The 22,364-nt window shown below is 38.3% G+C and carries 17 protein-coding genes; 9 read left to right on the plus strand and 8 right to left on the minus strand.

The genetic code is table 11. From position 1 onward, the window contains the following. Positions 1-84 precede the first annotated feature (84 nt). The 5 genes from betA to NE363_RS13865 all read left to right on the plus strand — a co-directional run bounded on the left by betA (position 85) and on the right by NE363_RS13865 (position 6,889). A complete protein-coding gene (gene betA, locus NE363_RS13845) occupies positions 85-1,743 on the plus strand; it encodes a choline dehydrogenase (RefSeq protein WP_445535292.1) in 1,659 nt (552 codons plus the stop codon). 510 nt (positions 1,744-2,253) lie between these two features. After that, a complete protein-coding gene (gene mqo, locus NE363_RS13850; RefSeq protein WP_445535293.1) occupies positions 2,254-3,894 on the plus strand; it encodes a malate dehydrogenase (quinone) in 1,641 nt (546 codons plus the stop codon). 89 nt (positions 3,895-3,983) lie between these two features. Continuing rightward, positions 3,984-4,454, plus strand: coding sequence for a hypothetical protein (locus tag NE363_RS13855; protein WP_039254145.1), 471 nt, complete (start codon positions 3,984-3,986; stop codon positions 4,452-4,454). Positions 4,455-4,670: 216 nt separating this feature from the next. Then, the gene (locus tag NE363_RS13860; protein ID WP_004703215.1) at positions 4,671-5,549 is read left to right on the plus strand and encodes a homocysteine S-methyltransferase family protein; all 879 of its coding nucleotides are present in this window, start codon (positions 4,671-4,673) and stop codon (positions 5,547-5,549) included. Positions 5,550-5,554: 5 nt separating this feature from the next. Further along, positions 5,555-6,889: a basic amino acid/polyamine antiporter gene (locus NE363_RS13865; RefSeq protein ID WP_288420243.1), complete on the plus strand. Its 1,335-nt coding sequence runs from the start codon at positions 5,555-5,557 to the stop codon at positions 6,887-6,889. Between the two features lie 53 nt (positions 6,890-6,942). On the opposite strand, the gene NE363_RS13870 is transcribed toward NE363_RS13865, so the two are convergent. The 3 genes from NE363_RS13870 to NE363_RS13880 all read right to left on the minus strand — a co-directional run bounded on the left by NE363_RS13870 (position 6,943) and on the right by NE363_RS13880 (position 10,806). Continuing rightward, positions 6,943-8,856, minus strand: coding sequence for a lipase family alpha/beta hydrolase (locus NE363_RS13870; protein ID WP_445535294.1), 1,914 nt, complete (start codon positions 8,854-8,856; stop codon positions 6,943-6,945). 148 nt (positions 8,857-9,004) lie between these two features. Beyond that, positions 9,005-9,712: a YoaK family protein gene (locus NE363_RS13875; protein WP_445535295.1), complete on the minus strand. Its 708-nt coding sequence runs from the start codon at positions 9,710-9,712 to the stop codon at positions 9,005-9,007. A gap of 203 nt (positions 9,713-9,915) precedes the next feature. After that, positions 9,916-10,806, minus strand: a complete 891-nt coding sequence (locus NE363_RS13880) for a LysR family transcriptional regulator (RefSeq protein WP_416714662.1) — start codon at positions 10,804-10,806, stop codon at positions 9,916-9,918. Between the two features lie 186 nt (positions 10,807-10,992). Between NE363_RS13880 and NE363_RS13885 the strand changes: the two genes are divergently transcribed. The 3 genes from NE363_RS13885 (at position 10,993) to NE363_RS13895 (ending at position 14,920) form a co-directional block, all read left to right on the plus strand. Further along, positions 10,993-11,937, plus strand: coding sequence for a dihydrodipicolinate synthase family protein (locus NE363_RS13885; protein ID WP_445535296.1), 945 nt, complete (start codon positions 10,993-10,995; stop codon positions 11,935-11,937). Between the two features lie 172 nt (positions 11,938-12,109). After that, the gene (locus tag NE363_RS13890; RefSeq protein ID WP_005803081.1) at positions 12,110-13,495 is read left to right on the plus strand and encodes an MFS transporter; all 1,386 of its coding nucleotides are present in this window, start codon (positions 12,110-12,112) and stop codon (positions 13,493-13,495) included. Between the two features lie 78 nt (positions 13,496-13,573). Next, positions 13,574-14,920, plus strand: a complete 1,347-nt coding sequence (locus tag NE363_RS13895; RefSeq protein WP_445535297.1) for an OprD family outer membrane porin — start codon at positions 13,574-13,576, stop codon at positions 14,918-14,920. A 181-nt stretch (positions 14,921-15,101) separates the two neighbouring features. Here NE363_RS13895 and NE363_RS13900 read toward each other — a convergent pair whose 3' ends face one another. Then, entirely contained in the window at positions 15,102-16,907 is a 1,806-nt protein-coding gene (locus NE363_RS13900) for a S8/S53 family peptidase (protein ID WP_445535298.1), read from the minus strand. A 755-nt stretch (positions 16,908-17,662) separates the two neighbouring features. Here NE363_RS13900 and NE363_RS13905 point away from each other — a divergent pair. Beyond that, entirely contained in the window at positions 17,663-17,947 is a 285-nt protein-coding gene (locus tag NE363_RS13905; protein ID WP_445535299.1) for a hypothetical protein, read from the plus strand. Between the two features lie 226 nt (positions 17,948-18,173). Here the strand turns inward: NE363_RS13905 and NE363_RS13910 are convergent, their stop codons facing one another. The 4 genes from NE363_RS13910 to NE363_RS13925 form a co-directional block, all read right to left on the minus strand. Next, a complete protein-coding gene (locus NE363_RS13910; RefSeq protein ID WP_445535300.1) occupies positions 18,174-19,127 on the minus strand; it encodes a hypothetical protein in 954 nt (317 codons plus the stop codon). Between the two features lie 228 nt (positions 19,128-19,355). Continuing rightward, a complete protein-coding gene (locus NE363_RS13915; protein ID WP_445535301.1) occupies positions 19,356-20,306 on the minus strand; it encodes a hypothetical protein in 951 nt (316 codons plus the stop codon). A gap of 232 nt (positions 20,307-20,538) precedes the next feature. Further along, a complete protein-coding gene (locus tag NE363_RS13920) occupies positions 20,539-21,486 on the minus strand; it encodes a hypothetical protein (RefSeq protein WP_191106890.1) in 948 nt (315 codons plus the stop codon). A gap of 240 nt (positions 21,487-21,726) precedes the next feature. Beyond that, on the minus strand, positions 21,727-22,242 hold the full coding sequence (locus tag NE363_RS13925; protein WP_445535302.1) for a BRO-N domain-containing protein: 516 nt from the start codon (positions 22,240-22,242) through the stop codon (positions 21,727-21,729). Positions 22,243-22,364: the final 122 nt, after the last annotated feature.

Below are 22,364 nucleotides of genomic sequence, written 5' to 3' on the forward strand. Positions count from 1 at the left end.
CTCTAAACACTTCAACCTAAATCACATATGCCGAGCAGTCTTTATAGATTGCTCAGGCAAACTGTTAGTAAAAAAAGGATAGTTATGAATATTAAAGAATATGATTACATTATTATTGGCGCAGGATCTGCCGGAAATGTACTCGCTGCGCGTCTGACTGAAGACAAATATACCACCGTTTTACTCTTAGAAGCGGGCGGACCAGATTATCGCTTGGATTTCCGTACACAAATGCCGGCAGCTTTGGCCTACCCTCTTCAAGGTCGTCGCTATAACTGGGCTTATTTAACTGACCCTGAACCACACATGAATAACCGCCGTATGGAATGTGGTCGTGGTAAAGGTTTAGGTGGCTCATCTTTAATTAACGGCATGTGCTATATCCGCGGTAACGCGATGGATTTAGAACAATGGGCAACTCATAAAGGCCTTGAAAACTGGACTTATGCCGATTGTTTGCCTTACTACAAAAAAGCCGAAACTCGTGACATTGGTGGCAATGACTACCATGGTGATAACGGCCCGGTATCCGTTGCTACCCCGAAAAATGGCAACAATGTGCTGTTCCATGCCATGGTTGAAGCAGGTGTACAAGCAGGTTACCCACGTACTGATGACTTAAATGGTTACCAGCAAGAAGGCTTTGGTCCAATGGACCGTACAGTTACGCCTAAAGGCCGTCGCTCAAGTACTGCACGTGGTTATTTAGATATGGCAAAAGGTCGTCCAAACCTGACTATTTTGACTCATGCGACGACCAATAAAATCTTGTTTAATCAAAAACAAGCGATTGGTGTTGAATACATTATTGGTGCCGACCAAAACAACTTACAGCGTGCTTTGGTTAAACGCGAAGTCTTACTTTGCGCAGGTGCAATTGCGTCACCGCAAATTTTACAACGCTCAGGCGTAGGTCAAAGTACCTTCTTAAAATCAATGGACATTGATGTGGTTCATGATTTGCCGGGTGTAGGTGAAAACCTGCAAGACCATTTGGAAATGTACTTACAGTATAAATGTAAGCAACCTGTTTCTTTATACCCTGCTTTAAAATGGTATAACCAACCTGCCATTGGTGCCGAGTGGTTATTTAACGGTACAGGTATTGGCGCAAGTAACCAGTTTGAAGCGGGTGGATTTATCCGTAGTTCCGATGAGTTCAAGTGGCCAAACATTCAGTACCATTTCTTGCCAGTAGCTATTAACTACAACGGTAGTAATGCAGTAAAAGAACACGGTTTCCAAGCACACGTAGGCTCAATGCGCTCGCCTTCACGTGGTCGTATCAAACTTAAATCGAAAGATCCGTTTGAACATCCAAGTATCTTGTTTAACTACATGTCGACTGAACAAGACTGGCGTGAGTTCCGCGATGCAATTCGTATTACACGTGAAATCATGCAGCAACCTGCGCTTGATCCATATCGTGGTGAAGAAATTAGTCCGGGTAAACATTTGCAAAGTGATGCAGAGCTTGATGACTTTGTTCGTAACCATGCGGAAACAGCTTACCACCCGTCTTGTAGCTGTAAGATGGGCGAAGATGAGATGGCTGTTGTAGATGGTCAAGGCCGTGTACACGGTATGAATGGTTTACGTGTAGTTGATGCCTCAATTATGCCGCTCATTATTACGGGTAACTTAAATGCAACCACTATTATGATTGCCGAGAAAATTGCAGACCAAATTCGTGGACGCGAAGCGTTACCACGTTCAACTGCACCGTTTTATGTAGCGCCATAAAACCGTTAAGGGCATATTTCTTATACAAAAATATGCCCTTAATTTAATCGGCATCGCATAAACATTAATAAGAACTATGTATGACAAAAAATAAGCGGCTATAAGCTAAACATTTACACAAATATGGCGTGAAATAAAAATTAATCTATTTTTATATGCAAATTACCATCAAGTGAATTAATTTTAACCATAATTATTTAAATTAATAATTTTCAAATGTTTATATAAAAACATCAGCAAAAAATAATCTTATAAAAGCTTAATTTGATTAAATATAAATCATATTTATGATTTTGATAGAACCCATTTATTATAAAAATTGTCTTGTCAATGCAAAATTAGTCTAAAATATAGAGTGTTTGCGATAATCCCAAGTAATTTTTCTTTTTTTAAAGTTCTCTGTTTTGGAGAATTTTACTTTCGCATTTATATCCGTTTTGTCTGGATACGCTGTCTAGGTTTCCTCACACCTTAAGTGACTCAAATAACTTATTTTAAGGTTCCCCTTGCATGAAAAAGTTTTTGAAATACCTTCTGGTATTAATCATTATTATTTTAATTGCAGGTATTGTTTTCTTGTTTAGACCGATTGCGTCAAAACAAGTGCAAACTGCAAAAGATGAGCCAGTTGTTGATGCCGTTCTTGTTGGCGGCGGCATCATGAGTGCCACTCTCGGTACTTACCTCACTGAGCTTGAACCAAATTGGCAAATTCGTATGTATGAGCGTCTTGACCAAGTTGCTCAAGAAAGTTCAAACGGCTTTAACAATGCCGGAACAGGCCACTCTGGCTTTATGGAAATGAACTATACCGAAGAGAAAAACGGTAAGATGGAAATTGCCAAAGCTGAAAAAGTTGCTTCTCAGTTTGAAGTAGCAAAACAGTTCTGGTCATATCAGGTAAAACAAGGTGTTTTAGCTGAACCGAAAACATTCATTAACCCAGTTCCACACATTGCTTTTGTTTGGGGCGATAACGTTCAGTTCTTAGAAAAACGTTATGCTGCTATGATTCAAAGCCCGTTGTTCAAAGGTATGAAATTTACTGAAGACCCAGCTGTAATTAAGCAATGGGCACCTTTGGTGATGAACGATCGTGACCCAACTCAAAAAGTTGCAGCGACGCGTATGGAAGTTGGTTCAGACGTTAACTACGGTTCAATCACGAATCAGTTAGTGAAACACTTAAGCCAAAACCCAAATTTCAAATTACAGACTTCAACTGAAGTTTCTGGCATCAGCCAAAATGATGACAAAACTTGGACTGTAACTTTCAAAGATTTGAAAACTGGTAAAACAGATCACGTTAAAACACGTTTTGTATTTATCGGTGCAGGTGGTGCAGCGGTTAAATTATTGCAACTTACTGGTTTACCAGAAGCGAAACAATATGCTGGTTTCCCTGTAGGTGGTGAGTTCTTAATTACTGATAACCCAGCAATTACTGCTCAACATACCGCAAAAGTATATGGTCGTGCTGAACTTGGTGCGCCTCCAATGTCTGTACCACATATTGATACACGTTATATCGACGGTAAAAAATATGTATTGTTTGGACCATTTGCAACCTATTCAAACAAGTTCCTGAAAAATGGTTCACAGCTTGATTTGCTTGCATCAACCAACAAAAACAACATTTTACCAATGACCACTGTTGGCTTGGAAAACCTTGATCTTGTTAAATACTTGGTCAGCCAAGTGATGATGTCAGACCAAGACCGTCTAAATGAACTTCGTAAATACTACCCAGATGCGAAAGCTGAAGACTGGCGTTTAAGCCAAGGTGGTCAACGTGTTCAGATCATTAAGAAAGAACCAGGTAAACCTGCAACACTTCAATTCGGTACAGAAATCTTTGCTTCTAAAGACGGCGCTGTAACTGCATTGTTAGGTGCGTCTCCGGGTGCTTCGACTTCTCCATACATCATGCTTAACTTGCTTGAAAAAGCTTTCCCTCAGCAAACTGAAGGTAAGTGGAATCAGAAGCTTCATGAAATTGTGGTTTCTTATAAGCAAGACTTGAGCAAAGACCCTGTGTTACTCGACAAAGTTCGTCAGTACACTAGTTCTACGCTTGGCTTGAACTATACATCTCCATTCAAAGCTGCAAACGATGAATCTGCTGCTGCCCCTGTTGCAAAAGCAAACTAAGTTTGACGATGTATAAGTAAAATATCAAAAGGATGAATTTCGATTCGTCCTTTTGTTTTTTAAGACCTTAGTTGAGATATAGATTCGCTATGACGCCTTTAAACTCATCACCTCGCCTCTTATCATTTTGTTTTAAGCTCGTACTTGTTTTGCTACTGGCTTATCTTTTGTTAAGCGGGTTTTATATATGGATGATTGGTGGTACAGCAATTTATGTCAGCTCAGCCGTATTATTTATTATCACTGCCTATGCATTTAAGCTCGGCAAGTACCAGAAAATCTGTTCAGTTTTAAATGTGCTGCTAATTGCAGCCGCGTTATATTTCAGTAGTACTCATTTATTTTTTTCACCTCTCCAGTTCTTTATATTTTTACCTGCACTATTTTTTGTTCTACTGGCTTTTTCCCGCCTAAATAAACTTCGTAATGTATTTAAGGTTTTAATAGTGATCAGTTTATTGATGTGGTCAGGTATACATTTTTCACAGCTTAAACAACTTCAAGCCTATTATAAAACACAGCATACAGGTGAAAGCTGGCAACAATATGGCGCTTTGTAAGATCGTTTTCATTCTATGTTTCCAAACCAATACACGCTCATTTTCACGTGAAGTTCATCAGTAAAACTGAACAGCATTTACAGAATTCCTTTTAAGAAAAAATTTTCATAACCATCTCATTTTTTTTGAAATATATCGAGCATATTAGTGATTGAATAGAATTCACCTACGCGTTAGATTACCTGAATTATTTTTCTCCCTTTATGTTGTAATTCTATGAAAATTTTAGATGGCGGTTTAGGCCGTGAATTGGCCCGTCGTGGCGCTCCATTTCGTCAACCAGAGTGGTCTGCGCTTGCACTTATTGAAGCACCTGAAACAGTAAAAGAAGTTCACCTAGACTTTATTAATGCTGGTGCAGAAGTCATTACGACTAATAACTACGCTGTTGTGCCATTTCACATTGGGCAAGAACGCTTTGAAACTGACGGCGTGCGTTTAATTAAAGTTGCCATCGAACAAGCGAAAAATGCAGTTAAAGAAAGCGGCAAAAATGTCAAAATTGCAGGCTGCTTACCACCGTTATTTGGTTCTTACCGCGCCGACTTGTTCCAACCAGAACAGGCTAAAAACCTAGCTGAGCCTATCATTAACACATTGGCACCAGAAGTAGACTTTTGGCTCGCTGAAACTCAGTCTTGCTTAAAAGAAGTTGAAACAGTACACGCATTATTGCCACAAGATGGTAAGGACTATTGGGTGTCATTTACGCTGCAAGATGAAATTAAACAAGAGCAAGCGTTACTTCGTTCAGGCGAAAACATGCAGCAAGTGGCTGATTTCATCAAACAATCTAATGCCAAAGCGGTGTTGTTTAACTGCTGCCAACCTGAAGTAATCTTGCAGGCGATTAATGAAATTAAAGGACTCATTCCAGAGTCTGTACAAATTGGCGCCTATGCCAACGCTTTCCCACCGCAAGATGACAGCGCTACAGCCAATGATGGCTTAGATGAAATTCGTAAAGACTTAGATGCTCCAGCTTATCTTGGTTTTGCTAAACAGTGGCAGCAAGCAGGTGCAAGTCTGGTTGGCGGTTGCTGTGGTATTGGACCAGAACACATTGCTGAACTTTCTCAATTTTTTAAAGAATAAATACCATGTCTGCTGCCAAAATCGGATTGTTGTCTCTTACAGCTCTGGTATTTAGCTCTATGGTGGGGTCTGGTGTATTTAGCCTTCCCCAAAATATGGCTCAAGTTGCCAACGGCTCTGCCCTTCTTGTTGCATGGCTCATTACTGGGGTCGGCATTATTTTCTTAGCCCTGTCATTGTTGCATTTAACCCGTCAACGACCAGATCTAGACGGCGGTATTTATAACTATGCGCGGGAAGGATTTGGAGATCTCATCGGGTTTTGCTCGGCGTGGGGTTATTGGTTATGTACCACCATTGGTATTGTCGGCTATGTGGTCATTGCCTTTTCAGGCGTTGGTATGTTTACCGACAGCAAAGACCATATTATTTTTGGTGAAGGTAATACGCTTTACTCTCTGATTGGCTCAAGCATTTTTGTATGGCTGGTGCATTGGTTAGTGAGCCGAGGTATTAAAGAAGCCGCTGTTGTAAATTTGCTGGCGACCATTGCCAAAATTATTCCAATGGTGGTTTTCATCTTCTTTACCTTCATTGCCTTTAAGTTTGATTTATTCAAACTCAACTTAAATGACTTCTCTTTAAAAGTTCCCCTTTGGCAGCAAGTCAAAGACCTGATGCTCATTACCCTTTGGGTATTTACGGGTATTGAAGGTGCTGTGGTTTTATCATCGCGTGCAAAAAAGCGTCATGACATTGGTAAAGCCACCATTTTAGGTGTGTTACTGGCGTTAAGTTTTTACGTCATGGTGACAGTACTGGCTTATGGTGTGGCAAGTCGTGAAGCCCTTGCAGGCATGCATAACCCATCTATGGCGACCATTTTGCAGCAATTGATCGGCTTACCGGGTACCATCATTATTACCATCGGGCTGATTATTTCAGTTTCATCTTCTTATTTAAGCTGGACTTTATTTGCGACCGAAATTCCATTTTTAGCCGCAAAAAATGGTGCATTCCCTAAATTATTTTTAAAGAATAATCAGAACAATGTACCCATTTCATCACTTTGGCTCACGACTATTGTGGTACAAGGCTCTCTGATTGCCGTGTATTTTTTCAATAAAAACTACACTCAGCTTTTATTGATTTCATCGGTGATGATTTTGCTGCCTTATTTTCTGGTGTCGGCTTTTTATCTTAAAGAATCGATTCGCCATAAACGCACGCCGCATATCGCTATTGCAAGTGTCGCTTCCATTTATGCACTTTGGTTGCTCTATGCAGCAGGCTTAGACTTGCTGTTGTTGTCTGGCGTGTTGTATTTGGTTGGCTTGGTTATTTTTTCGATCAGCTACTTTGAGCATAAAAAATCGCTCAAACAAAACCAGCTTAATTAATCACTTCAACCACTGTTGAGTCTGTCAGCAGTGGTTTTCTAAAAACAAAAATTCTATTTTGAAAGCTCTGACTGCTTTAAATGCAACCTTAAAATACGACGTAATTCTAAAATTGCCTCAGGGCTAGTTTGAATTGAATGCCCACCTTTAATCATCAGCTCCGACTGCTCCCCACCCAAATGTGAACTTTGATACGGCACAATCCCATCACTGCTTTTTGACTTATCTGTGGTGCCATTTATATTGCCCATAATCGAGTGATAGACCACGTTGGACGATGGCTGAATGGCTTGCGTAAGTTGCATAAAGCTAGAAGAGCGACTCAAATTACTCGCTCCATTTTCAATTAAACCTTTTTTGAGTTTTGTGTTTTTCTCATCTCTCATTTCAACCGCAATAAAAAAGTCAGCAGGCAAACGGATAACACGACGAGCAATTTGGGTAAACCATCGATCAGCATAGTCGGTACCATGATGCGGCGCCGAAACAAAAACTACCCGCTTAAAATAAGGCAAAGTCTTGAACTGAAAACGCTCTCGAATAACAGGGTTTTCCTTTAACCGATTTAGTTGTGCTTCATTCATTTTTTGCATGGCTTGCTCTGAAATATCGGCATCGCTTACCAATAAACGGCTAATTACTCCGCCCATACTATGCCCCACTAGTACAGCATCATGAGCAGCATAGCTGTCTTTAGCAACGTTTTGAAAAGCTTGACTCAGCAAAGAATAAATCTGAAAACGGCTTTCAAAAATCGGCATATTGGTTGAATAAAACACCTGCCAGACTTGATAGTTTTTCCTTAATTCGACATCTCCCATAATGTCATTGGTTAGACTCACCCACGCTTCTGGGCTACTCGCCAAACCATGAACAAACACAATAATTTTCTTATTCGGGTTAAAGGGTTCCAGCATATATAAATGCGGCATAATCAAATTGGTTTCTTTATTAATTAAAGACCAATAACCTGCTGCACCTAAATTATATTTTGACAGCCAAAGCCCATAAGGTGCCGAATAGTTTGCCGTGAGTGGATAGTCCACACCTTCAACCTTTACACGGTCCTGCCGATAAGGGTCAAACATGGAAATTTCCAAATCTGCCCCAGCAATGACTTGATTGGCTGTGGCCTTTTGTTTTGGGTAGGCAATAGCAGTGACTGGAAAGAAGCGTGGTAAATGTATGTTCGGATTGCTCTGGTGAGCGTAAAAAGCGTCGGGGTCTAAAATGAAACCATGATTTACATCATGCTCCTTACGCCCAACAATAAACTCGGCCCCTAAACCATCCTTACGGTTGACAGTATTAAACCCTGAAAAGTTCATGTTATAGCTAGAGCGAAAGGTATCGACTTCAATGTTTTGTACATCTACGGCATGATCAAAGTTGACTTGGTACTCATGCCCATCTGCTTTTAGTAACGGTGGGAAATGAAGCGTATTTAAATGATTAAAATACGTGGTCATAAGCTTTGACAAAGCCACGTTATAAAAAATACGCACCTGATTTTGCCGATGGTCAAACACTCGATCGAACGGCGACTCTTCAGAGTCAAACAAATAGACATAGCTATAACGCAAGCTTTTATCAAACAGTGTTAACTCTTGCTCGACACAGCTATTATTTTTAGTGCCAACATTACACTGACTGCTACGCCCAACATCTAAAGCTTTTGCCAAATAAATTTCACTGAGTGCAGCATAACGTTCTTCTCGGCTGCTATTTTCAGACAGTCCCTGAATTTTCTTTAAACAATCATCAAAATTTTGCAGACAAGACTTTTCATTTTCTTTGACCAAATACAGCAAGTTTTGGGTTTGATGGCTTAAAGTATTGTCGGTCAAAATGCTTTCATTTTTACTTTTTAAAGCGCTGCTTAAGTTACTTTCTTTTAAATGAATGACCTGACAACCGCTGAGCAGTCCCATTATTGCAAGCACTAAATAATGGCCGGATTTTGTCATTGTGCATTCCTTTATCGAATGTATTTCCCCACTCGTCATTATGCCTGTAAAGCTGTGAACGAACAATTTTAGCTCAACTTCAATGATGCTTTACTAAAAAAAATAAAAGCCCGAATTTTTTAAATTCAGGCTCTTTCAATAGCTTTGTTTAAGCTTGTTTAAACTTCTGCTGTGAAGCCAAATAAGAAAAATAAAGGATAGGTAAAATAAACGGCGCTACACTCCAAAAGTCAAAATAGACATAAAGCACGGCCCCCATAAAAGCACCAATCACAAAGCCAATTACAATACTGGCGCTTTTAAGCAGACTGGCTCGATTGGCTGCGTTATTGTTTTTTAGCAAGTTGGCAATATCAATCCCAAGCTGGGTGGTGTTGCCTGTCATCATGGTACTTGGGCTAATATTTTTAATAAGCGTTTTACTGGAAGTATTACGAATAGCTAAGGCAATTAGACCGAGGCCACCCGTAATAGCAACGGTAATCGCATCGGCATTTTTAAATGGCTCAAAGTAAAGCCCAGCAACCATAAAGGCAAAGAGAAAAATAGCTTCAAACAAAAATAAATAAGACAGTGTTTTATGTTTAACCTGACTACGGTCAATTAACAGTTTGGTAATCACCACCGTCAAAATAAATAGCGGGATTGCTGCAAGCTTAATCCAGACGCCTGTACCACCCTTCACCAAAGCCGCTCCTGCCAGCACCAAGTTACCCGTGACATGCGCGGTAAAAAAACCAAATAACGCAATAAAGCCAATGGTATCAATGGCCCCACCGACCATAGTCAGTAAAACAGGATCTCGACATAGCTCCCATGTACTTTGTGTTTCTTGTTGAATTGAGGTCTCTGGCATAAGCAGCATCCTGTTATTTTAAAGTCATTAAATTAAGTACAAAGATGTTTTAAATATTTAAAAACAAATCAAAGCTAAAGTATTTATCAAAACAAAAAAGCATGTAAAAACATAGAGTGCTTAATGTCGCAACACTGTCTTCAAAATAGCAACAATTATGATGCGCGCCATGCAACAGTACGAGTCATAAAGTTACAAGTTTTTTAAAGCAAATCGGCCAAATTTCTAATTTCTTCCATCACCGCCTTACACGCAGGCGTTAAATAGCCATGTTTAGAAATAGACAAAGAAATATAACGCTTTAGCGCAGGGTTAATAATTTTTGCAGCTTGAATTGAGGTGTATTGGCTGGCCTTCTTTAACGCTTGCGGCCCCAACATGGTATACATGCGAGATTCGGAAACCAAATGGGTTTGCAAACTAATCGAGTCGGCTTCAAACACAATATTGAGCTCTACCCCATTTTCATAAGCCATGTGGTCTAAAAAGTTTCGCCAGTTACTTGGCCTGCAAAACGTGACCAGTGGTAACTGACTTACCTCTTTAAACTCGACTTCATTGGCCTGAGTGAGTGCATCTCCTTCACAGCCGACCAAATAAGTATCGGCTTCGGTAAGGTAAACATCGCCCTGTTTAGGCGTCGGGTTAAATCGATAGAGAATAGCTAAATCGACGCTGCCATCTTCAAGCCATTTTTCCAAATGCACCCCTTGCCCTTCACGCACCGACAGTTTAATTAAGGGATATTTTTGTTGAAGGACTTTATATAGAGTCGATAACAACGGATGTGCAGTAGACGGCAAACTGGCAATGCGAACCGTCCCGATCGGTGTATCGGTCGAGTGCAAAATTTCATTATTAAGTTGGTCGGTCACGTTCAGCCATGAACGAATTTTAGGAAGTAAATGCTGGCCTAAATCGGTGAGTTCGACGCCGCGTCCGGTTCGGTTAAACAAACGACCGCCACATTGGGCTTCAAGCTCGTTCATTTGCCGACTGATTTGCGGTTGGTTGGTGTTATGCAGCATCGCGACTTTGCTTAAGCTACCGAGTTCTACCGCGTCTAAAAATATTTTCCATAATTCATAATTCATCGATTCTTCCTAAACCGTAATAGACAGCTTTTTGAGCCATACATTTTCAGTATAACTGAAATTCAAGAATTGGTAATTCCTACATAGCTCACCTATTTCTATACTCCAATCATGTTCTCTACAACACGATTTAAGTCAGATTAAGAACCAGAGAATATTTAATTACACTGTATAGGAAGTACGATTATGAGTTTAGATTTACGTGGATTAACCCCAGCACCTGTGACTCCTTTTACCCGTGACGGACAAGTAGACCATAATGCAATTCAACGTTTAGGTTCATGGTTAGGCAGTATTGATGATGTGAAAGGCTTGGTTGTTCTTGGGCATGCAGGTGAAGGAACATTCTTGTCGCAAAAAGAACAAATGCAGGTCATCGAAAGCTTTGTTAAATCGGTAGATGACAAAATTCCGGTAATCGCAGGGATTACGCTCGAAGGTACTTCGGTTGCAGCAGAAGAAGCAAAACGTGCAGTCAGCGCGGGTGCTTCGGCAGGTTTGATTTACCCTTCACACGGCTGGTTGCGTTTTGGCTATCAAAAAGGCGCACCACAAGACCGCTATAAAGCGATTTATGAAGAAAGTGGTTTGCCATCTATTTTGTTCCAATATCCAGATGCAACGAAGGCCACTTACGACCTAGAGACTCTACTCGATATTTCTGCACAGCCAGGCGTGTTTGCCATGAAAAATGGTGTGCGTAACATGCGCCGCTGGGATGTCGAAATTCCGATTATTCGCCGTGAACGTCCAGACTTACAGGTGTTGACCTGCCACGATGAATATTTGCTTCACACCATGTTTGATGTAGACGGCGCTTTGGTTGGCTATGGCAACATTGCCCCTGAACTGTTAATTGAAATGATTAAGGCTGGTAAAGCCAAAGATTACGCTAAAGCACGTGCGATTCACGACCAATTATTACCAGTGACTCGCAATGTTTATCACCGTGGTTCACACATGGAAGGCACAGTCGCGCTAAAACATGCACTGGTTGCTCGCGGAATTTTGGACCATGCCACTGTGCGTTCGCCACTGCTTCCACTTGCAGATGGTGCTGAGCAAGAAATTCATGATGCGATGCGTCAAGCCGGAATTGGCAAGGTCGATTTAACCCAAGCCGTTGCTTAAATTCTATTCGGGCTAGCATGTACGCTAGCCTTTTTTTCCTGTACGCTGCCTGAGGCCAAACATCGGGCATGTCTCTTAAAAACAATAATAAAAAGCATGCAAACTGTGGTGAACAGGTAGTGCGAAATAGAACAACAAAACTACGAGGAATGTAGTAATAAGGAGATAGAAGATGACAAATCTAGCGGATGTAGAACAAATTAGTCATCATCAAAAAAATGCGGAAATTATTGCACGACTCGAACGACTACCCGTCACCGGTCGACTGCAATTTATGCGTATTACCATTGGTATAGCGACCTTTTTTGACGCTTATACTGTTCTTGCGATTGCCTTTGCTTTACCCCAACTCATTACCGAATGGCACCTGACACCTGCCTATGTCGGTGCGATCATTGCCGCGGGCTATGTCGGGCAACTGGTCGGTGCAATCTTTTTTGGTTCTCTTGCCGAAAAAGTCGGTCGTTTAAAAGTACTGTCTTTTACCATTTTACTGTTTGTGGCAATGGACATTTCATGTCTGTTTGCGTGGAGCGGAATGTCGCTGTTAATTTTCCGTTTCTTACAAGGTGTTGGGACAGGTGGTGAAGTCCCTGTTGCGAGTGCCTATATTAATGAGTTTATTGGTGCAGAAAAGCGCGGTAAGTTTTTCTTGCTTTATGAAGTTTTATTCCCACTTGGTCTTATGTTTGCAGGAATGGCAGCATTTTTCCTGATGCCAATTTACGGCTGGAAAGTCATGTTTATTGTAGGCCTAATTCCATCGTTACTGGTTATTCCTTTACGGTTTTTCTTGCCTGAGTCACCACGCTGGTTGGCTTCAAAAGGCCGTTTTAAAGAAGCAGATCAAGTGGTTAAAAGCTTTGAAGACGGTGCCATTAAAAGCGGTAAAACTTTGCCTGAACCTGTGGTTAAAGAAATTAACCCGCAAGGCATGGCAAAAACCGACTGGCGCGAATTGTTCCGTGGCATTTACCGCAAACGTACCTTTACCCTGTGGGGCATGTGGTTTTGCGTGTATATGGTGAACAATGCCATGGTGACTTGGCTGCCATCTCTTTACAAACAACACTTTGGTCTGTCGCTGCAAACCAGTTTAGGTTATGGCTGGATTACGTCGGGTGTGGGTGTTATTGCCTCTATTATCTGCGCCTTAATGATTGATAAAGTCGGCCGCCGCCCTTGGTACAGTGCAGCGTTTTTCTTGGCGATTATTCCACTCATGAGTCTCTCGGTTTTAGGCGCAAAATCGGCGATGGAAGTTGTAATTTTCGCAACGATTAGCTACGCCATTTTGCAGACGATTTCATTCTCTTTATACCTTTACGCTGCCGAACTTTACCCTACTCGCCTACGTGCGATGGGCATTGGTTTTAGTACTGCTTGGCTTCGTGCCGGCTCTGCGATTGGGCCTGTTATGGTGGGTCTCGTGGTTGGTGGTTACGGCATTCAATATGTGTTTAGTGTGCTCGCCGTTGTGGCACTCATTGGTGGCCTAGTGACCTTCTTGTTTGCCATTGAAACCAAAGGCCAAGTGCTCGAAAAACTCTCTCCTTAATTCATCCATTTCATAAAAAGCTTGCCTAACCTCAGCGTTAGGCAAAGGGCTTATTCATGCTTAAAAAAGGAATTTAAAATGAATAAATATTTGCTATGGGGCTGTATTGGTTTAGGCAGTGTAAGCAACGCTTATGCAGAGCTTCCTCAAGAATTTGGTAAGTTAGAATTAAAACTCAACACCCGTTACTGGAATGATGAAGGCACTGCCCACCCCACGCTTGCCAACCCTTCGCCTTCATCGAGTGAATATGAACAAAGTGCCTTAGGGCTTGAGTTAAATTATCAGTCTCCGTACATGTGGGACTGGCTTGGGGTGGATAGCTCACTCTATGCAGTCACCAAGCTATTTGACTCTGGCAAGCCTAGCGCTCAGCTTTTAGAGGTCGAAAATAATGGCAAGCTCGATCAAAACTTTGCAACTTTAGGGCAGCTCTACATCAAGGCAAAACTGGGTGACAAAGGTGAAATTAAATTAGGTCGCCAGTTGCAAGACTCGCTTTTACTTAAAAGCACCAATAACCGCGCTGTGCCCGACACCTTTTCGGGTGCGAGTGGGCAGTTTCAACTAAATGATCAGCTACAGACTTACATCGCTTATTATGACCGCTGGAAACCGCGCAGCATGGACTCTTTTGAAAAGTTTGTGACTGAGAATGACGAGCGAATTGATTATGTTGGTTTGCTTGGTGCCAAGTATCAGTACAAAAACTGGAGCGTGAATGCCGAATATTTAAATAGCAAAGATTATTTGAAAAAGTATGGGGCGATTGCTCAATATAAACTGCCCTTTCATGGCTTGGTGTGGACATTTAACACAGGGGCTTTTTTCTCGCGTGACGATGGCAAGCTGTTTAAATGCGGTGCCGAAACCGAGCTGGACTGTGTCAAAGGCCAAGACATTAACAACCGTGGGAATGGTTATTTTGTCGATGTAAATGTGGCCAAAAATAACCTCGAAGGCGGTATTGCCGTTTCAAAGTTTGATGGCTTTTGGATTGAAGATAACTTTGCCGTGCACTCTGACCGTAACTCGGTTTTGACGCAAGACCACGGCACCAATCCGTTTCCGACCTCTGCGACCATTGGCCCTGACTTTACCAATAATGATGAAACCGCCATTGCCCTTCGCTTGAAATATAACTGGAAAGACTATGTGAAAGGTTTAAAAACCGAAGCGAAGTATATTTATGGCTTTGGCGCTCACCAAAGTAACATCAGCAGTGATATTGAGGGTAAAGAGCGTTACTTTGACTTTACGGTGAGTTATGCCTTGCCGTGGATAAAAAACTTAGATGTGCGTTATTCATTTTTGCATTATGAGTCAAAGTTTGAAAATGCAAACCTAGGTGAAAAAATAAATGGCATGACCCGTAAAGATTGGGACCAGCACCGTGTATTTATTAATTACCGTTATACATTTTAAGAGTTGGCTAACGACTTAAAGCATCAATACTCATCTAGATTGATTTATAAAACCCGAAAAATATCGGGCTTTTTTTGAAAATTATGTTCTCAATAAAGCGTAAAAGTACCAATCATAAAGTTTTAAACACCGTTATGCTGACACTTTTACGCTTTGGTTTGGTTATATATCATCAAATCATTTAAGTATTTAAGTTAGCTTCTAAATAACTTCTTAGAGCCATCGACATGTCTGGCTCTTGTAAAAATTGCTCTCTCAAGTCTTGGACAAGCTGCGGACTCATTTCATTTAAATCTTTGGCTTCACTATATTGCTCATACGCTTTTTGTAGCGCGATATTCTTTGACCGATAAAGCAATTGATGTGCTTCAACCTCATACATTTCCTCGCGTCCCGATTGTGGAGGAGCTAAACCAAACAGTAAACGCCAGAACGGAAAAGAGACTTTATCTGGCCCTATTTTTTTAAATTTTGGATCGGTTACTTTTGCAACAATTTGATTGATATCCATACCGAGCATGGCATTTACATCTAAAGTACCCAAGCCTATTTGTTTTAAATTAAGATTTTTATTTGCGACACTACCAAACAAAGCAAAACGACAAGCTTCTACTTTTTGCCATCCTTCTAGTGCAGCAAGCGCAGCTTTATTTTTTTGGAGCCAAAGAGCGCAAGCGGCAGCAATTTGAGGCGTACTTGCCGATGTACCTCCCCCATCTAAAGCCCAGCCATTAGTACTTCCCAACTTCATCCAAGGGACATTCGGTGTAGAGGCGGCAACTGCTTTTTTCATGACTGCATCAGGCCCCCAAGAGCCTTGCATAACACCAGCATCATTAGTGATATATGGTTTGTTGTCATAGGTCACTCCTGTTGCCGTAATCACACGCCAAAAAGCAGAAGGATAAACCGTAAAATGTGTTGCGATATCTATGACTACAGCATTATAGCTGTCGCCCGATGCAGCGACTAAAACAATACCTTGGTCATATAATTGGTTTGTGACATCGGCCCAACTTGCTGTTGGCAGCCCCCCATGACTTAAAGTGACAACATTACATGGCGGGCAGTATTGACCGTTTGCAGTATTGTAAGTACCCAAAGCATGCTTTAGACCTTGAGCAAGATTAGAGCTATAGATATGTGCAACCGAACCACCTACGCCACCTATACGAATAGGCACAACAGATGCTTCTGGCGCACCACCAATATAACCACTATAAGTTAAAGACGGGTTATCCTTAATATTCAAGGTTATTTTATTACCAGCCAATATTGCTAATGTCGCAGGTCCATGGCCTGCATTTAAATGATTACCCGGATCTACCGTATCGGTATTATTGTCATAATAGTTCCAGCCTTGTTCGGGCAGCAGATTCAATGGTTTTGTTTGATGCAGATCAGAATAGCCTGTGTCAACATGGGCAATCCGTATTCCCTGCCCCAAATAACCTGCTGCCCAAGCTTTATCAAAGTTATCTCTTTTAATATACCAATCTAAGCTACTTAAATTAGACATGGTGGGTGGATAGTGAGTATTTAATGGTTCTACTGGATAATTCTCTGTCGATTTTCCATCTACAGTTAATGATTTTCTTTGAGTATCATCATTTTCTTTAGTACTTATGAAATGTTCTAAATCTGGCTCAATATAGACCTGATCTGACAAATCGCCCGCTAACTTAGCATCTTGATATTGTTGATATATTTGATGAGCTTTATCCCATGGGTTAATTGCAATTCTTTGTGTAGGTGAATGCAATAGCCAAGTGCTTTTTTTCGTAAAATCTAATGCACCCTTAAGCATGGTATTGTTTGCTTCATCTGGAAACAGAGGTTCTGTAACCCCTGTTAAACCAGTCAAACCATCGGTAGGTTGCTTTAAATTTTCGGTGAAAATTGAATAACTAAACTGAACATTTTTGATTTCTTCGAAATGCTCGTTAGGTACACGAATTAATAGTTTTCCGTTACTAGAAATAGTCATCGCTATCTCCCCATATTTTAATTATTGTTAAGATTATATTTAGATAATTTTAATAATTTAATTTTAAAAACTATCTTCACTTAATCTTAAATTACAAAACAAAATATAACAATATATAATTTATTAAGTTTTTTATAATAATTCAAACCATTTTAATCACTAAAATAAAAACAAATGAATTAAATCAATTATTATTTTTTAATAATTAAATTTTTTATAATATTTTATTTAAATTGAATTGACCGATTAAAAACTTATGATTATTATTGTCTCGCTGGCCTACATTGCCAGTCGGTTTTGACAGACCGAGTATACAGCGTATCAGGTACATTCTCTCCTGAGTATGAGACTTGTGCGCAACCCGCACTCCCCCTTACCGTTGAGGTAGGACGGGAGGGGGACGCGCTTGCGCGTGCTGGCTTGTATGCCCAGTCTGTCAACCCTCTTCCGTTCTACCACCATAATCAATTGACGGTGATCTTTGGTGGTAGAGCTCCATAAATTTTAAGGAGTTGACCATGCCACTATATAAACTTACCCCCTCTCCCCTATAAACTTTTTATTTATTTAAAACTTAGCATTTCCATTATGTAAAGTTTTTAATTTATAAATTATTTTTATTTTAAAATTTTAATCATTTTATTTTCCTTATTTTATAGGCGGATTAACTACATCCTAAAAAATGATTTTAAAACTTAGAATATAGCGATTTATTTTTTCTCATTGAGATATCCCCAAATCATCACGAGAATAATATGAAATTTTATAAAACTATTTTGGTTTTAGGCCTTGTTGTAAGTGATTACAGCGTTTCGGGTTGTGACATACACACTCAGCAGGAGTTTGAAAAAATTTGCCTGTCTGGTGGACATACCATAGCAAGTTGCGACTGTATTTACCAACGGCTTGAACAAGTGTATTCGCATAAGCTCATGCAACGCCTAGAACATGTCAGTTTGCAAAGTCCTGCTCTCCCACAGGACTTTGCCCCTACTTTTTTTAGTGTGATGCGGCGGTGCGATAAAGAAGACATGGGCTAAGCGTTTGGCTTAGCTACCTTATCTCTGTGTCGCAATGGTGGATTACTTTAAATCAGCGCAAAAAATTAAAGTTCTGTTGTGGCACGGGGGCCTTGGGGGGAGGACATAGGTGTCTATCAATTAAAGATGGGCAAAAATCAATGACTATAAGCCCACTCTCAATGGAATAAGCTTATAGAATAAATCCCGATTAAATTTTGAAAAATAAAATATCAACTAATTTATATTAATGATTACTCCACTCATCAACTTCATAAAAACGAGTTAGATCTTTTAGCTCTTCATCTGAAAATTTATAATGAGCAACTTGACTATCATATTTTTCAGCTACTAAGATATTCTCATCAAGAAGTCTCTGCATTTCTTTATAGATATAATCATTATCTATACTGTCCAACTCTGCTGTTATTGGACCAAGTTCTGTAACACGAAATTGCTTTTGTTTATTATCCATTTCCCCATCTTTTTTACCGTTTATCCGGATACTAACCAAACCTTGCTCTTTAAGTTTTAAAATAGCACTACGTACTGAAGAACGGATGTTTTGTCTATGCGCTGGCTTAAGTGTAATTTCAATTTCTTCTACATCTTTTTTATCATCTGCATCAGGAAATAAATGTTCAGCGATAAGATTATATAAAGGGTTTAAGCTATCAACTCGAATAGTAGTACTACCCATATAAGGCAATTCAGCGGCATCCTTCTTATCCATATTATGTTCTAGCTCAACCATTTTAAACTCAAAACCACCTACACCAATCTGAGGTAAAATAGCATTAACATAGTCTTTAAATACAGGCAGGCTCGGTGCACCTTGTCTGCTTGCATAGACAAATAAATTTCTTTCTTCATCAAACAGTATATAAGCTGCAAAACCTACATTCGCATTTTGTTCATTTTTCTTCAGATCTTCTAAAAGATCAATCGTATCAATTGATTCCTCACTTGCAGTAACTTTCTGAAATGCCTCATTTGTTTTGGTACTGATAAATAAATAGAAATTTTTAGCATGAGGAACTGGTACTAGAAAAAGCTTCTGATCACCTTTTGCTAATCTTTTAGCAATAGTGATACTAGTTTTCCAATTAGTGAAAGCTTTAAAAAAAGGTTTTAAATCAAAAAGATACTTTTCTGAATTATTAGTATTAATAACATAGTTAAAGTGAAAATAAGCTTGCATATCATGACCTTTTTACAAAATGTAGTAGATTTGTTAAAGTTTTTAAATTATCAAAAAATATAACATTTTGCACAAAATAAAAGCAATGTGTCTTTAGAATTAATTTCTGCTTAAAAATATTATTTAGCAACAGTAACTAAATTTTAGCCATCTAACTCTGATTATTTTAATAAAAAAATTAGCCAGCTTTATTAAGTTTTTCTTTATTATAAGGCAGAGAAATTTACATTAATTATTGACTTTACGAATTCGCTCTACGGTAATATATTCATTAGGAATCACAATCTGCTTTTCAATATCTTTCACTTTGTAAGAGACTAAAGTGCTTTTACCAATGCCTTGAAATAATACTTTAACATCTTTAAAAATAAAGGTTTTATACTGACTCAGTTCTTTAGTAGTCGTTTTTGGTAATTCAATTAAATTGGCATAAGGCTCTTTAATATATAAGGTAGCTTTTTCTATTCTTACCCCAGTATTTTGCATAGTATAATTTAGGAATGCTTTACCAACATCACTAATAAGGATCAGGGGTACAAGCGGAGTCAAGCTAATAAAAAAAGCTATTTCTAAGCTATCTTTAACATGTGTTTCTAATCTCTTTAATTTTTTTCTTGCGAATGCTTTAAGATTTTCACTAGCATCAGGATCATCAACAATATCTGCTAGATTTTCAAATTTTATATTAAATTCTTTAATCTTCTGCCGATTCATGTAAAAAGGATAATACGCAAAGGCGATAAAAAATACGGTAATGCCTATGTATAGATTGACTTTCCAATGCAATAAAAATATGCCGTGAATAACGTATAAAAGATAAAGAGAGCCAATTAACGTAATAATATTAATTTTTGGAAAAGGAAGTTTTTTCCCAATTCTAATATGGGGTGGTAAATACTTATCAACCCAGCTTAAGACAAGATATGTCACTGGAGCTAAGGATGTGCCAAAGAAAAATAGCATAAACCCTAATACAGCGTAAGCAATAGAGAACGCAGCAAAAATCAGTAGAAAAATAAGTGTATCACCAAAGCTAATTTCCGACGGGATATAGCCAATTGTTAAAAGATACACAACTAAGCACAACACCCCTATTGCAACTATCGCTTTAGTCATTGTCAGCGCAACTTCATGCCACTGCCCCAGATTATTTAAATATCTCGTTATCAAGTCGTTCATTTAATCTAACCAAATCTTATAAATTATTTAAGAATCGATGATTACCCTTTTTCTTTAACCGCTCCCCAGCGGAGTAATCATCGTTTGAAATTTCCCCAAATTTCAGAGTATGTCCCCACATACTTTCAATAACACTCCAAAACTTATGAGTGCTTAGAATTTCTATTTTAACTTGTGTTGCAATGATTTCTATTCATTTTAAACAATTAAGTTTGTTTAATTACGATTAAATTCAATTCTTTATATCGCATGGAAATCTATCTACTTCTACCCCATTTTGCATACATAGATGCGTTTCTATAAAATCTTTACCATTAATTTTTACTAGTTTAGGATGCATGGCTGGGAAAGCATTTTGAATTAAGCTCATCTTTTCTTGGTTCCCTATTATATAACCAAGTTGATCACCATCTGGAATTCCATCTTTAAAGAACTCGATTGAAGATATTTGATTATTTATATAAGTTATTTTTCGTGTGTGATATTTATCAATCGTCGAAATAAAAGCACTACGCAAATTATAGTCAACTCCATTCAATTTTTTATCTTGTATAAATAGTGCTTTGTTTCCTAACGAATCTTTATAATTAAGCTCTAGAGTAATAAAAGCGTTATTCAAAGGTTTCTCACTATCTTTAAAATTCAAAGTTTTATACTGAATAAAAGTTTTACTTATTCCTGATAGAGAGCCATCTTTAATTGTTCCACGACTCAAAGTTATTTTATGAATTTTTGACCTTAGGTTAGTCTTATGAGACAAACTATTTATAGATTGATTAAGTTCAATATCATATTCTGTGCGTAGCTCAATATCTCCTAATATCTTTCCATTCATACACTGGACTTTTAGTGGAATAATTTGAACATTACTAATTTTTTTTGAACTTTGTGTATCAGATGATTTTTTGAAATTATGAGAGCGTTTTTTTGTTATTTTTTGATCTAAGAAATCATTTTGCAATAAATTAACAAGCCTATATTGTTCTTCTTTAGATATAGGACAAGGCCAGTTAGGCTTAACTTTCGGTGCTAAAAAAACCTCTTGCTTATTTAAACTATTATGATCCTTTTCATACTGATCAAGAAATTTTTTTCGTACTGTATCAGAGGATATTGAATAATCAAAAGCAAAAGCTGTTGATGCTATAAAAATTAAAATTAACACTCCAGCTTTTTTCATACTTTCTTTCTTCCAATCTATTGTCAAAAACAATCCATTATTTTATAACATAAAATTTTAGAATAGCTGATTAGCTTTTTAATATCAAAGAATAATATAAAATATTGTTTAAATTAATTAATAATTTCAAAATATTTAATTTTCCATAACTTTAAAAAATGAATAATAAAATGTATTGCCCACTATCTCAAGTGGGCTTTGTACTTTTGATAAATATTAAAATGAGTAAAATTCAACTATTTATTCTTCAAAAAAATAATCAAAAGCCAACTGCAGATTAATTTTACATGTATTAATTTTTAATGCATTTATATGTTTTTCTCTTTTACGGCGAAGCATGCCATAGCTATGAAATTTTGCTCTTTCTTTTGATATTTTTTCCTCCATACAAATACTATTAAATTCATCAAAAGCATTTTGTCTAGCACCCAATGATATATATACACTATTCTTTCTAATTAAAGGTAATAATTCTTTACATACCCATGACTGAAGATATAATGCTTCATTTTTATTCGATCCAAATATAATTTTGTAAAAATTTTTCTCGTTAATAAAAGTAAGCTGTTGACTAATTCCATTAATAAAAAAATAAATTTTATAAATCTCCTCTTGATTCAAATTAAAGTATTTTTGATTTATGATATTCAGTACTCTACAAATATCAGTCAAACAGAATAAAGGCTTTTGACTTTCATCAAAGGTGATACGTAGAGGTTCATATCTTTGATTATAAATAACTCGGAAAAGTTGCATTTTTTAACTCCATACAATGATATTTGATGGAGTAATCAAAGCAGAAATATATTGGGGTCAGGAACAAACAAAGGTGTCATAGCAATGTGAAAAATTTGCCACAACACCAAAATAAAATATTG

Source organism: Acinetobacter sp. G18 (genome assembly GCF_052660225.1).